The 12,807-nt window shown below is 70.3% G+C and carries 11 protein-coding genes and 1 pseudogene; 6 read left to right on the top strand and 6 right to left on the bottom strand.

Annotated features, from left to right (window positions below):
- Window position 1: 1 nt before the first annotated feature.
- A complete protein-coding gene (locus ACIHFD_RS01720; RefSeq protein ID WP_397365129.1) occupies window positions 2–1,147 on the bottom strand; it encodes a VOC family protein in 1,146 nt (381 codons plus the stop codon).
- A gap of 40 nt (window positions 1,148–1,187) precedes the next feature.
- On the bottom strand, window positions 1,188–2,063 hold the full coding sequence (locus ACIHFD_RS01715; RefSeq protein WP_397365128.1) for an MBL fold metallo-hydrolase: 876 nt from the start codon (window positions 2,061–2,063) through the stop codon (window positions 1,188–1,190).
- A 120-nt stretch (window positions 2,064–2,183) separates the two neighbouring features.
- Here ACIHFD_RS01715 and ACIHFD_RS01710 point away from each other — a divergent pair, with 120 nt between their 5' ends.
- Window positions 2,184–2,894, top strand: a complete 711-nt coding sequence (locus tag ACIHFD_RS01710) for a DUF3159 domain-containing protein (protein ID WP_397365127.1) — start codon at window positions 2,184–2,186, stop codon at window positions 2,892–2,894.
- A 59-nt stretch (window positions 2,895–2,953) separates the two neighbouring features.
- A pseudogene (locus ACIHFD_RS01705) lies at window positions 2,954–3,790 on the top strand (MBL fold metallo-hydrolase); the annotation flags it as partial.
- A gap of 70 nt (window positions 3,791–3,860) precedes the next feature.
- Here the strand turns inward: ACIHFD_RS01705 and ACIHFD_RS01700 are convergent.
- Window positions 3,861–4,523, bottom strand: a complete 663-nt coding sequence (locus ACIHFD_RS01700; protein ID WP_397365126.1) for a sulfite exporter TauE/SafE family protein — start codon at window positions 4,521–4,523, stop codon at window positions 3,861–3,863.
- Between the two features lie 122 nt (window positions 4,524–4,645).
- On the opposite strand from ACIHFD_RS01700, the gene ACIHFD_RS01695 reads away from it, so the two are divergent.
- On the top strand, window positions 4,646–5,455 hold the full coding sequence (locus ACIHFD_RS01695; RefSeq protein WP_397365125.1) for a neutral zinc metallopeptidase: 810 nt from the start codon (window positions 4,646–4,648) through the stop codon (window positions 5,453–5,455).
- Here the strand turns inward: ACIHFD_RS01695 and ACIHFD_RS01690 are convergent.
- Entirely contained in the window at window positions 5,392–6,072 is a 681-nt protein-coding gene (locus ACIHFD_RS01690; protein ID WP_397365124.1) for a TetR/AcrR family transcriptional regulator C-terminal domain-containing protein, read from the bottom strand. The two genes, ACIHFD_RS01695 and ACIHFD_RS01690, sit on opposite strands and share 64 nt — an antisense overlap.
- 69 nt (window positions 6,073–6,141) lie before the next feature.
- Between ACIHFD_RS01690 and ACIHFD_RS01685 the strand changes: the two genes are divergently transcribed.
- Together ACIHFD_RS01685 and ACIHFD_RS01680 are read left to right on the top strand one after the other, a co-directional pair.
- A complete protein-coding gene (locus ACIHFD_RS01685; protein ID WP_397365123.1) occupies window positions 6,142–7,059 on the top strand; it encodes an ATP-binding cassette domain-containing protein in 918 nt (305 codons plus the stop codon).
- Window positions 7,060–7,074: 15 nt separating this feature from the next.
- Entirely contained in the window at window positions 7,075–7,875 is an 801-nt protein-coding gene (locus tag ACIHFD_RS01680) for an ABC transporter permease (protein WP_397365122.1), read from the top strand.
- Between the two features lie 164 nt (window positions 7,876–8,039).
- On the opposite strand, the gene acnA is transcribed toward ACIHFD_RS01680, so the two are convergent.
- Window positions 8,040–10,769, bottom strand: a complete 2,730-nt coding sequence (gene acnA / locus ACIHFD_RS01675; protein ID WP_397365121.1) for an aconitate hydratase AcnA — start codon at window positions 10,767–10,769, stop codon at window positions 8,040–8,042.
- Between the two features lie 147 nt (window positions 10,770–10,916).
- The gene (locus ACIHFD_RS01670) at window positions 10,917–11,645 is read right to left on the bottom strand and encodes a metal-dependent hydrolase (RefSeq protein ID WP_397365120.1); all 729 of its coding nucleotides are present in this window, start codon (window positions 11,643–11,645) and stop codon (window positions 10,917–10,919) included.
- A gap of 429 nt (window positions 11,646–12,074) precedes the next feature.
- Between ACIHFD_RS01670 and ACIHFD_RS01665 the strand changes: the two genes are divergently transcribed.
- Window positions 12,075–12,803, top strand: coding sequence for a PadR family transcriptional regulator (locus ACIHFD_RS01665; RefSeq protein WP_355194435.1), 729 nt, complete (start codon window positions 12,075–12,077; stop codon window positions 12,801–12,803).
- Window positions 12,804–12,807 lie beyond the last annotated feature (4 nt).

Genomic DNA, 12,807 nt, shown 5'->3' with positions numbered 1-12,807 from the left:
CTCATGCCGCCATCGCTTTCGCCAGTGCCTTCAGCACGTCTTTGTCGATTTCGTTGGCCTCGTCGCGTAGCGCCTTGAGGAGGGCGGAGATCATGCCGGGGCTGGGCTTGCCGCCCAGGAAGTCGCGGGTTACGGGCGGGCCCCACTGGGCGAGCCCGCTGGCGCTCATCGGCGCCCAGCCGGGGTCCAGAGAGCTGTCGAAGAGATCACCGTCGGCATAGTGCTCGACCATCATCCGGTCGGGGTCGCGCCAGTAGTCGAAGATCTGGCTGCCCTGGATGTGCCGGCCGATGCCCCACACGCGGCGGTAGCCCCGCGCGGCGAGGTGCTCGCCGCCCGCGGCCACCGCGTCGAGGTCGGTGACCTGGTAGGCCGAGTGCACGTAGCCGACGCGTGGCCCGAGGTGCATGGCCAGCGTGTGGTGGTCGGCCGGCACGGACCCGAGGTCGCAGCGCAGGAAGGCCATCGTGGGCCCGCGCTCGCGGAGTTCGTCGAGGAAGAGGAAGTCGCTCACGATCAGCCCGAGCGCCTCGAGATACCACTCCAGCGCGTGCCGGAACTTCGTCGTCTCCAGTACGACGTGCCCGAGCCGCTGCACCTGTGCCGCGGCCCGCGGGGGCCGCTGGGCGGCGTTGAGCCGGACCGGCTTCGTGCCGACGTTGAGGTCGAGCGGCTCACGCTCGGCCAGCGCCGGAGGCCGATCCATGCCGGCGATGACCCGCACCGGGAAACCGCTCGGGTCTCTCAGCTGGACGCCCTGACCACCCTGGAGCGGGAGCACGTTGGCGCCCGCCCAGCGGGCCAGCCGCCGCACGTCGGCGACGGAATCGGCGACGAACGTCGGCCCGACGAAGCGGGCATGGCGGCCGCGGCGGATGACCAGACATGGCAGCGCCGACCAGGTACCGCGCAGGCTGAGCCGGTCCGGCGTGCGCGAGTGCACCACAAACCCGAAGTCGCGGGCGAACCGCTCGGCCCGGTCAAGGTCGGGCTTGACGAACTCCAGCCATCCGAGCTCCACCACCTTGATCACCGGGTTGCGGGCCCTTCCCGGATGCTCCCCGCGCAGTGCGCCGAGCTCGCTGTGCAGCCCGTGGTGGACGTCTGCCGGCTCAGCCGCACCGGCCGGTATCTGGATCTCCATCATCGGCGAAACTCCCTTTTCCATGGACCGGTCGCGACGGCCGTCACACCTCGGCGGCGTCGCCGACCGTGACCGACAGCAGGTCGTGCCCGACCGACACCCGCCCCTCGAACCCGCCTTGACGCACCTCGTCCTCGAACTCGGCCACCTGCTCCGGCGTCATCGGAGCGGGGATCAGATGCGTCAGCACCAGGTGCGGCACGCCGGCGCGCTCGGCCATCGCACCCAGCGCCACGGTGTCGGCGTGGTAACCGAAGATGGTCTCGAAGCGCGTCCCTTTCACGAGCTCCGCCAACGCCGAGCTCCGGCACGCCTCATGGACCAGGACGTCGGCGCCGGCAGACAGCTCTGCGACCTCGTCGCAGACCCGCGTATCGCCGGAGACGACGACCACGGCGTCCGGCGTCGTCACCCGGTAGCCGACGGCCTGCTCGACCGGCTCGTGCCGCACCCGTACGGCCTCGACGCCGACCCGGCCGCAGGGGCTGCGCCAGACCTCGGCCGGGGCGCCGGGGAGGTCGAACCAGTGGCCGATCACCTCAGGCGGTCCGTCCTGCACATGCTGTACGCGCACGGCGACGTCGTACTCGTTGGCCGCCAGCACGCGCCGTACGAACCCGGGCGCGTGCCCGTCGACCGCCACCACGGGGAGGGGGCCGGTGCCGTGCATGTGGTCCTGCACCCACCGGGCGTGCACCAGGTCGGCGACGTCGCTGACGTGGTCGCTGTGCAGATGCGTGAGCAGAAGAGCGGACAGCTGGTACGGGCCGATCCCTGCCTGGGCCAGCCGCATCACTGTGGAGCGCCCGGCGTCGATCTGGAGGTGGACATCGCCGTGACTCACGAGCACGCCGGGTCCGGCGCGATCCGGGCTCGGGAAAGGCACGCCGGTGCCGGTCAGCGTCACGGTAGTGGTCATCTGGCTGGCTCCTGTCGTCGCGACCCTTTGACAAATGATGATTTCATCAGTTGTGATGTGTCAAGCGTTATTGATCAATGTGTCACTTACAGCTGGCGGATCGTATGAGAGCAGGCGCCGATGACCGAGCCCGGCACAGACAAGGCACGCAACCCGTTTCCCGGTCCGCCACGCCGCGTGGCCGACGTCGTACGGCACATCGTCGACGCGCTCGCCGCACCCGCGGCATTCCTGATCGTCGAGTCCGGTAACGGCCCTGAGTGGGGTGCGGTCGTCGCGCTGCTGGTCGCTCTGGTGGTCGGCGCGATCCGCAGGCACCGCGGCGACTCCCTGGCCGTCGTAACGCTGTCGACCACGATCGTGGCCTTCCACAGCCTGAGCGCCATCGCCTTCGGCGAAGGGCGTGCGTTCTACCTCCCCGAACTCGTCGTCAACGCCGCCGGCCTGGTGGCGTGCGCCGGCTCGCTGCTGATCGGGCGGCCGCTCACCGAAGCGGTCTGCCGCAAAGCCGGGGTGGAGCCGTCCCGGACGGCCGGCGATCCGGCCGCCCGGCGCCGCCACGTCCGCCTGACCGCAGGCTGGGCCGTGCTCTGGGTGAGCCACCTCGTGCCGCTCGGCTACCTCTACGCGGCGAACTCACTCGTCGGACTCACGCTGGTCAGCGCGCTGTTCTGCAAGCCGTCGCTGCCGGCGATGGCCGCCTTCACCGTCGTGGTCGTACGCCGGGCCGTGCGGCGGGGTCCGTACGCCACCGGCGCCGCACCGGACCACCACGTGATGGCCGCCACGCCCGAAGGCCGCCCGGCACCCCGTCGAAAGGACCCGTCATGACCTCCTCGATTCTCAAGCTGGCCGATGAGATGTGAGCCGGCCGGCGCGAGCCGGCCTCCATGACGGAACCCACCGTGACCGACGCCGAGGAGGTCGCCGACGGGGTGCTGATGGTGCCCGGCTTCGGGCACGCCTTCGCCCTCCGGCACGAGCACGGACCCGTACTCTTCGACACCGGCGTCAAGCTGCTCGCCGACAAGCTGCACGAGCAGGTGACCGCGTGGGACTCCGGGCCGGTCACCCACGCCGTCTACTCCCACGGTCACGTCGACCACGTCGGCGGACTCGGCCCCTTCGACGCCGCCGCCGACGCCTGCGGCGTGCCTCGCCCGGAGGTGATCGCGCACGACAACGTACTCGCGCGCTTTCGGCGCTACGCCGGCACGCAGGGCTACAACACGGTCATCAACCGACGCCAGTTCCGCATGCCGGGCCTCGTCTGGCCGACCGAATTCCGGGAACCGGACGTCACCTTCTCCGACGCCCATGTGGTCGAGGCCGGTGGTCTCCGCCTCGAACTCACCCACCACCGGGGCGAGACCGACGACCACGTGGTCGGCTGGCTTCCCCGGCAGCGGATCCTCTTCCCCGGCGACCTGTTCCTCGGCGTCGCCCCGAACGCCGGCAACCCGCAGAAGGTGCAGCGCTACCCCGTCGACTGGGCCGCCGCCCTCCGCTGGATGGCCGCGCTCAGCGGCGGCCCCCAGGTCCTCGCCGACCGCGCACTGGAGCTGTCACGCGCCGGCGACCACCGGCTGGCCTGCCACCTCGCCCAGCTCGCCGGCGACGCCGCCCCGGAGGACAGGGCCGTCCACACCGCCCGCGCCGAGGTCTACGCGCTCCGCGCCGCCCAGGAGCGCAGCACCATGTCGATCGGCATCTTCCGCTGGGCCGAGGCCGAATCGCGAGGCAGCCGGCGAGCTGGATCCGTCGCATCCGCCATCCACCGCCCACAGCCTCACGGTCTCAGGCGAGCTGCGCGATCACGTTCTGCGCGAGCAGCGCCAAGGCGGAGGCGGCGGCCACCACGAGCACGGCCACCCGCACCTTGCCGCCGTCGAGATACCTCCGCAGCGGCCCCGACACCAGGAAGCCGAGCACCATCGGCACGATCAGGATCGCCCCCGTCGTCAGCGCCCGGGCCGGGAGCTCATCCACGACGGCGAGGATGACCAGCGACTGGGCGGCGCTCAGGAAGAAGAACATCGCCAGCGTCGCCCTGATCTGCGGCCCCTTGGCGTGCTGGTACACCAGCGCCATGGGCGGCCCGCCGATGCCGGTCGCCGTTCCGGTGATCCCGGAGATGAACCCGGCGGAGGCGAGCGTCACCCCGTTGCGCGGCACGCTCAGCGCCCTGGCCGTCAGGGCCACCGCGACGAGCACCATGACCGCGACGAAGACGCCTCTGGCGTATGCCGAAACGTAGACCACGATGACTGCGCCGATGACACTCCCGGGCAGCCTCCCCAGCACCGCGAACCCTAGCCCGCGCCAGTCCACCGTCCGCCATTCGGCGGCCAGCGTGAACAGCGGGAGCGTCACGTTGACGACCTGGATGGCGCCGGGCATGAGGTCGGGGTCGAGCATGGTGAGCACGGGAGCGGCGACCAGTCCGAGACCGAAACCCACACCACCTTGGACAAGCGCCCCAACGAAGACCGCCAAACCGCCAACAATCAGCACCAATGCCGCATCAGTCATGGGCGAGAGTCAATCACCTTCACTCTCTGTCGCCGTTCTCCCCTGCGGGAGTGACCGAGCTCGAGACGCTCCCGCCGATCGTTAAGCTGCCCTCCGTGCAGTCCCTCCCGCTCACGCGCGTCCTCGCCCTCGTCGCGGTCCTCGCGGCCGTCTGCGTGCCCGCTCAGACCGCCCACGCCGCCCCCGTCACCAGCCCGTTCGCCAAGAAGGCCGGGAAGCTGCGTGACACCGCCTGTCCCGAGACGGCGATCACGTACGGGGGGATCCCGCGGGCCCGGCAGTACCTCGCAGCAGTCGTGAAATGTCTGGACACGTCGTGGGGTGCTTACTTCGGGCGGGCCGGATGGGCGTTCGGCAAGCCCGTCGTGCGGTACTACGAGGAGCCCGAGAGCACCGTGTGCGGGGTGCCGTGGCCCGAGCAGGCGGCGGCCTTCTACTGCATGGAGCGCGGCACGCTGGTGTTCCCCCTCAGCGGCCGGTGGATCGAGGACAGGACCGATCTCTATCCGTTCAAGGTGGCCGCCCACGAGTACGGGCACCACCTGCAGAGCCGGCTCGGCGTCTGGCGGCAGTACAAGGCGAAGATCCCGGCCGACCGCCAGGGCGAGCTGAAGCGGCGCTTCGAACTGCAGGCCGACTGCCTGTCCGGGGTGTTCCTCGGCAGCGTGTGGGGGTCGCTGCGGCGCGGCAAGGACGACTGGGCGGCGCTGCTCGACGCCACCCGGGCCGGCGGCGACGAGGACGGCCACCGCAGCCACGGCAAGGGCGCCACCCGTGTCTACTGGCTCCAGCGCGGCTACCGCGCCGTCTCCCCCTCCGCCTGCGACACCTGGTCCGCGCCCGCCGCCAAGGTGTCCTGAGCCTTCAGGCGCAGCCCCATCCCGTCGAGGATCAGCTGCAGCCCGCTTTCGAACGACAGGTCGCCCTGCGGGTCGCCCACCTCCGCCAGGCCCGCCATCAGCCGCGGATAGGCCGCCTGGAACTCCTCCATGTCCGGCATGCCGCGCTCCTCGTCCGTACGCGTCCGGTCGGCCTGCTCCTCCAGCACGAAGCCGGCCACGTACCCGCTCACCGTGAACAGCCCCCGCGCCGCGTCCCCGGCGCCGAACCCCGCCGCCTCCAGCCCCTCCAGCGCCCGCTCCACCACGGCGAACAGCTCCGACGACGGCCGGGTGCCCGCCACCAGCTTGACCCCGTCGCGATAGGAGTTGAGCATCGCGCGGTCGGCGTGCGCGTAGCCGGCGACCCACTCCCGCCACTTGCCCGGCTCCGTCAGCGTGGGGCGGGACGTGTGCGCGGACATCATCGCCGCCGCCATCGCGTCCAGCAGTTCCTGCTTGTTCTTGAAGTGCCAGTAGAGGGCCGGGGCCTGCACGCCCAGCTCGCCCGCGAGCCGGCGCAGCGTCAGCCCGTCGAGCCCGACCTCGTCCAGGAGCCGTAGCGCGGTCGCGACGATGGTGCTTTTTTCGAGTGCCACGGTTGACAGCTTAACAACGTTCAATGCATCCTTAACGCTGTTAGATTTAACGCTGTTAAGGGGGTCTTCATGATCCACGCGGAAGGATTACGGAAGCGGTACGCGGCCACCGAAGCGCTCAAGGGCATCGACCTGGACGTGCCGGCCGGCACCGTCTGCGGCCTGCTGGGGCCGAACGGGGCGGGCAAGACCACCGCCGTACGCATCCTCGCCACGCTCCTGCGCCCCGACGCGGGTCACGCCGAGGTCGCCGGGCTGGACGTCGTGCGCGACGCGGCCCCGCTGCGCTTCCGCATCGGCCTGGCCGGGCAGCACGCGGCCGTCGACGAGCTGCTGACCGGGCGGCGCAACCTGGAGCTGTTCGGGCGGCTCTACCACCTGAGCAGGGCCGAGGCGCGGCGCAGGGCGGTCGAGCTGCTGGAGCGGTTCGAGCTGGCCGAGGCGGGACAGCGGCCGGTCAAGGAGTATTCGGGGGGCATGCGGCGCCGGCTCGACCTGGCGGCGAGCCTGATCGTGTCGCCTCCGGTGCTGTTCATGGACGAGCCGACCACCGGGCTCGACCCGCGCAGCCGGATGCAGCTCTGGGAGCTGATGCTCGACCTGGTGAAAGAGGGCACGACCCTGCTGCTGACCACGCAGTACCTGGACGAGGCCGACCGGCTCGCGGACCAGATCGTGGTGCTGAGGGAGGGCGTGGTGGCCGCGGCGGGGTCACCGGCCGAGCTGAAGAGGCAGGTCGGCGGCGACCGGGTTCAGGTCGTCTTCCGGGAGCCGGGGGACGTGGACGCGGGGCTGCGGCTGCTGCGCGCCGCCGGAGCCCCGGAGATCGAGAGCGCCGAGGGGCGGCAGGTGACCGTTCCCGCGGCCGACGGCGCGCAGTCGCTCGTCCGCATCGCCGGCGCGCTGGACGCGGCCGGCATCCCCGTGGAGGACCTGGCGCTGCGGCGGCCGACCCTCGACGAGGTCTTCCTCCACCTGACGGCCTGAGAAGGAGCCGGAGAGATGTACGAGACGCTGCGCTGGACCCTGAACGACTCCCTCACCATCGCCGGCCGCACCTATTCGCGGCTGAAGGCCCAGCCGGCGGAGATCGCGGGATTCCTGGTGTTCCCCGTGATCATGACCGTGCTGTTCGGCTACGTCTTCGGCAGCGCGATCACCCTGCCGGGCGGCGGCGACTACCGCGACTACCTCATGCCCGGCATCTTCATGCAGGTCATGGCCATGACGGCCACCTCTGCCGCCACCACCGTGGCCGAGGACATGGCCCGCGGGATCACCGACAGGTTCCGCGCCCAGCCCATCGCCCGCAGCGCCGTGCTGGTCGGGCGGAGCGTGGCCGCCCTGTCGCTGCACCTGCTGTCGCTGTCCGCCATGGTGCTGACCGGAGTGCTGCTGGCCGGGTGGCGGGCGCACGGGAGCCTGGGGGCGACGGCGGGGGCGTTCGGGCTGCTGGCGCTGTTCGGGTTCGCGATGATCTGGATGGGCACGTACATCGGCCTGTGGGTCAAGAGCGGCGGGCAGGCGGACGCGGCCACGTTCGGCTGGCTGATGCCGATGACGTTCCTGGCCAACACGTTCGTCCCCACCGAGGGGCTGCCGGCCTGGCTCAAGCCCGTCACCGACTGGAACCCCATGAGCGCCGTCGCGGCCGCCACCCGCGGCCTGTTCGGCAATCCCACCTCGGTCTCCTCGGCCTGGCCGCTGCAGCACCCGGTGGCCGCGAGCCTGATCTGGTCGCTGGCGATCCTCGCGGTGTTCCTGCCGCTGTCCGTCCACCGCTACCGGACGATGTCCCGATGACGAAGAGCCGCCCGGCGGGGGTTGTCCCGCCGGGCGGCTCTTCTTTGTGTCGGGTGGTTCCCCCGATACGGGCGCGTGAAGATCACGCCCCACCCCCGGCTTCAACGAGCGGCCAAGGGATCCCGGCCCCCGCGCGGCTCATGACCGCGCGCGAGCCCGGGAAGTCACTTCGCGAGCAACGAGCGAAGAACGTACTGCATGATCCCGCCGTGTCGGTAGTAGTCGGCCTCACCCGGCGTGTCGATGCGCACCACTGCGTCGAACTCCACCTCGCCGGCCTTGACGTGCACCGTGCTCGGGATGCCGCCGGAGTTGAGCTCCTCGACACCCGTGATGTCGAAGGTCTCCTCGCCGGTCAGCCCGAGCGACTCCGCCGTGGCGCCCTCGGGGAACTGCAGCGGGAGCACGCCCATGCCGATCAGGTTGGAGCGGTGGATGCGCTCGTACGACTCGGCGATGACCGCGCGCACGCCCAGCAGCGCCGTGCCCTTGGCCGCCCAGTCGCGCGAGGAGCCGGAGCCGTACTCCTTGCCCGCCAGCACCACCAGCGGCGTCTCGGCCGCGGCGTAGTTGACCGAGGCGTCGTAGATGAACGACACCGGCCCGTCGGGCTGGGTGAAGTCGCGGGTGTAGCCGCCCTCGGTGCCCGGCGCGATCTGGTTGCGCAGGCGGATGTTGGCGAACGTGCCCCGGATCATCACCTCGTGGTTGCCGCGCCGCGAGCCGTAGGAGTTGAAGTCCTTCACCTCGACCCCGTTGGCCTGCAGGTATTGCGCGGCCGGGGTGCCGGTCTTGATGGAGCCGGCCGGCGAGATGTGGTCGGTGGTGACCGAGTCGCCGACCTTGACCAGCACGCGGGCGCCGGCGATGTCGGTGACGGGCTCCGGCTTCGACGGCATGCCGTCGAAGTAGGGAGCCTTGCGCACGTAGGTCGAGGACGGGTCCCACTCGAACGTGTCGCCGGTCGGGATCGGCAGCGAGCGCCAGTGGTCGTCGCCCTTGAACACGTCGGCGTAGTCGCGCTCGAACATGTCACGCCCGATGGAGGAGTTGACCACCGCGGAGATCTCCTCCGGCGACGGCCAGATGTCCCTCAGGTAGACGGGCTTGCCGTCGTTGCCCAGGCCCAGCGGCTCGGTGTCGAGGTCGACGTCCATGGTCCCGGCCAGCGCGTACGCCACCACGAGCGGCGGCGAGGCCAGGTAGTTCATCTTGACGTCGGGGTTGATGCGGCCCTCGAAGTTGCGGTTGCCCGACAGCACGGCCGTGACCGCGAGGTCGTTGGCCTGCACGGCCTCGGAGATCTCGGGCGGCAGCGGGCCCGAGTTTCCGATGCAGGTGGTGCAGCCGTAGCCGACGAGGTTGAAGCCGATCTTGTCGAGGTACGGCTGGAGCCCCGAGCGCTCGAAGTAGCCGGTGACGACCTGCGAGCCCGGGGCCAGCGAGGTCTTGACCCACGGCTTGCGGGTCAGGCCCTTCTCGACGGCGTTGCGGGCCAGCAGCGCCGCGCCGAGCATGACGTACGGGTTGGAGGTGTTGGTGCACGAGGTGATCGCGGCGATCGAGACGATGCCGTGGTCGATCTCGAACGAGGTGCCGTCGGCCAGCGTGACCGCCACCGGCTTGTGCGGCCGGCCGCCGTTGGCGCGGGCGTTGGAGGCGGGCGCGTCGGAGGCCGGGAAGGTCTCCTGGCCCGCCTCGTCGACGCCGTCCTCGACGTAGTTCTGGACGTCGTGGCGCCAGGTGGCCTTGGCGGCCGACAGCGCGATGCGGTCCTGCGGGCGCTTGGGGCCGGCGATGGACGGCACGACGGTGCCGAGGTCGAGCTCGATGTACTCGGAGAAGACCAGCTCGGGGGCGGACGGGTCGAGCCAGAGGCCCTGGGTCTTGGCGTACGCCTCGACGAGCGCGATCTGCTCCTCGGAGCGGCCGGTCAGGCGCAGGTAGTCGACGGTCTGGCCGTCGATCGGGAAGATCGCGCAGGTGGAGCCGAACTCGGGGCTCATGTTGCCGATCGTGGCCCGGTCGGCCAGCGGCACGGACGAGACGCCCTCGCCGTAGAACTCCACGAACTTGCCGACGACGCCGTGCTTGCGCAGGATCTCGGTGATCGTGAGCACCAGGTCGGTGGCGGTGGCCCCGGCGGGCAGCTTGCCGTTGAGCTTGAAGCCGACCACGCGCGGGATGAGCATGGAGATCGGCTGGCCGAGCATCGCGGCCTCGGCCTCGATGCCGCCGACGCCCCAGCCCAGGACGCCGATGCCGTTCTCCATGGTGGTGTGGGAGTCGGTGCCGACGCAGGTGTCGGGGTACGCCTTGCCGTCGCGGATCATCACCACGCGGGCCAGGTGCTCGATGTTGACCTGGTGGACGATGCCGGTGCCGGGCGGGACGACCTTGAACTCGTCGAAGGCCGTCTGGCCCCAGCGCAGGAACTGGTAGCGCTCGCGGTTGCGCTCGTACTCGCGCTCGACGTTGCGCTGGAAGGCGTCGGGGTGGCCGAAGAAGTCGACGATGACCGAGTGGTCGATGACCATCTCGGCCGGCGCGAGCGGGTTGATGCGGGCCGCGTCGCCGCCGAGGTCACGAACGGCCTCGCGCATGGTGGCCAGGTCGACCACGCAGGGGACGCCGGTGAAGTCCTGCATGATGACGCGCGCGGGCGTGAACTGGATCTCCACGCTCGGCGCCGCCTTCGGGTCCCAGCCACCCAGCGCCCGGATGTGGTCGGCGGTGATGTTCGCGCCGTCCTCGGTGCGGAGGAGGTTTTCCAGCAGGATCTTCAGGCTGTACGGGAGGCGTGCGGCGCCCTCGACGGCATCCAGCCGGAAAATCTCGTACGACGCGTCGCCGACGCGTAGCGTGTCACGGCTGCCGAAGCTGTTCGCGGACACGGTGATTCGCCTCCTCCATCAGACATTTTCCTCAGACCAAATCCTGCCGCACTCTTCGCACGACCAGCACGTTAGGTGACCCTAACTGGCGAGCTCCGCGGCGGATGTCTCGACGTCAAGATATCCCTAGGTTATCTCGACATCAAGTTAACCGGGCGCCAACCGCCAGAACAGCAGGCCGACGATGACCACCGACAGGATCGGCGCGAGGATCTTCTGCTCGAACGTCTTGCCGGTCTTGATGCCGATCTTCCACGGCAGCACGAACTTGGCCCCCAGCGGCCACAGCACCGGACAGCCCCGTTCGGTCATGCAGTCGCCGACGACATGGATGAGGCACCCGATCGCCACCGCGAGCCCCAGCCAGGCGTAGCCCACGCCGAGCGAGAGGAAGACGGCGTAAAGCCCGGCGGTGAGCCCGATGTTGATCATCGCGGAGCCCGCCTTGTTGCCGGGGATCCCGACGCCGATCGCCCGCAGGGCCAGGCCGATGAGCAGCACGACCATGATGTCGCGCCCGATGGGATAGGTGTTGGCCAGCCAGTGGGCCCCGAATCCGAGCGCCACCGCGAACACCAGCGAGTGGGTCGCCCCGCGGTGGCCGCCGCTGATCCAGCTCACGGCCTTGCTGAGCGCCCACGTGACCGGCCCGAACGTCTGCGCGATCGTCGCGCTCGGATGGTCGAGGTCGGGCAGCATCGCGGCGCCCGCGCAGATGAGGGCACCGGCGATCAGCTCCGCCGGACTGAGCGCGGTGGCCATGATTCCCGTCTCGACGAACCGGGACGACTCGTTCAGCAACGGAAGTGCGGCGAGGGGCGGCGCCAGCCCCAGCCAGGCGATGGCCCCGGTCATCGCGTGCGTGTGCCCCATCATGATCCGGACTGTACGGCAAAGAAGTCCTTTACGCGCCGGGACCCGCCTGGCGGGGCCTTCACGATGGCCTGGGGCCGATCCGCGACGCGCTACTTGGCGAAAACATGGGGATACGTGGTCACGCACGGTGTTCGCGGCCGGCCGGCTCGCCGACCCGCTCCCCCGCGCACGCGAGCGGGAAGGAGCGGGCGCGCGGTCCCGAAAAGTCCCCGCAAACGCAGACGAGGCCGTCTCCGCGGCGACAGCACCCCCCAGCCCTGCCGACGCGGAACGACCTCGTCTGCTCTAGATAACGAGCCTTTCCCCAATCCTGTTCCCGGATTCCGCAACTTTTTCGTGATCTGGCTCACTCCCACACCGGCCTTGCGAACGACACACTATCGATATATCGTTGACGCATCGAGAACAGATCACGATATAGGGGGAGAAATGGATTCCGCACAGGCAGCAGGCGGGCACTGGCCCGGCGCGCACGAGTACCGGCAGGCGGCCCGTGAGGCCAAGCAGGCCGCCCGCGAGGCGTTCAGGGCCGTTTCCGAGGCCTTCGACGACATGGGTGGCCGCCGCCACCATCACGAGCACCGCCAGCGCGGCAGGCGCGGCGGTCCCGGACCGTTCCCGTTCGACTGGGGGCGCGGCCCCTGGGGCGGCCCCGGCGGGCCGTGGGGCGGCCAGCGGGGCTGGGGCGGCCGGGGCCGCAAGGCCAAGCGGGGAGACGTCCGCGCCGCGATCCTGGCCCTGCTCTTGGAGGAGCCGCGCAACGGCTACCAGATCATCCAGGAGATCGCCGAGCGCAGCGAGGGCGGCTGGAAGCCCAGCCCCGGCGCCGTCTACCCGGCGCTGCAGCAGCTCACCGACGAGGGCCTGGTGATCTCGGAGGAGAGCGAGGGCCGCAAGACCTTCCGCCTCACCGAGGCGGGGCGCAACTACATCGAGTCGCACGCGGACGAGGTCCGGGCCCCGTGGGACGAGATGCGCCCCGACATCGACGACAACACCGCCGATCTCTGGCACATCGCCCGGCAGTCGGCCTTCGCCATGATGCAGGTTTTGCAGACCGGGAACGACGCACAAATCCGAGAAGCGCGTAAGACTCTTATAGAGACCCGGCGCAAGCTCTACCAGATCCTGGCGGACGACGAACCGGGCGAGGAGTGAGCGC

The organism is Nonomuraea sp. NPDC051941, from assembly GCF_044593615.1.
This window is presented reverse-complemented; position numbering and strand designations above follow the sequence as displayed.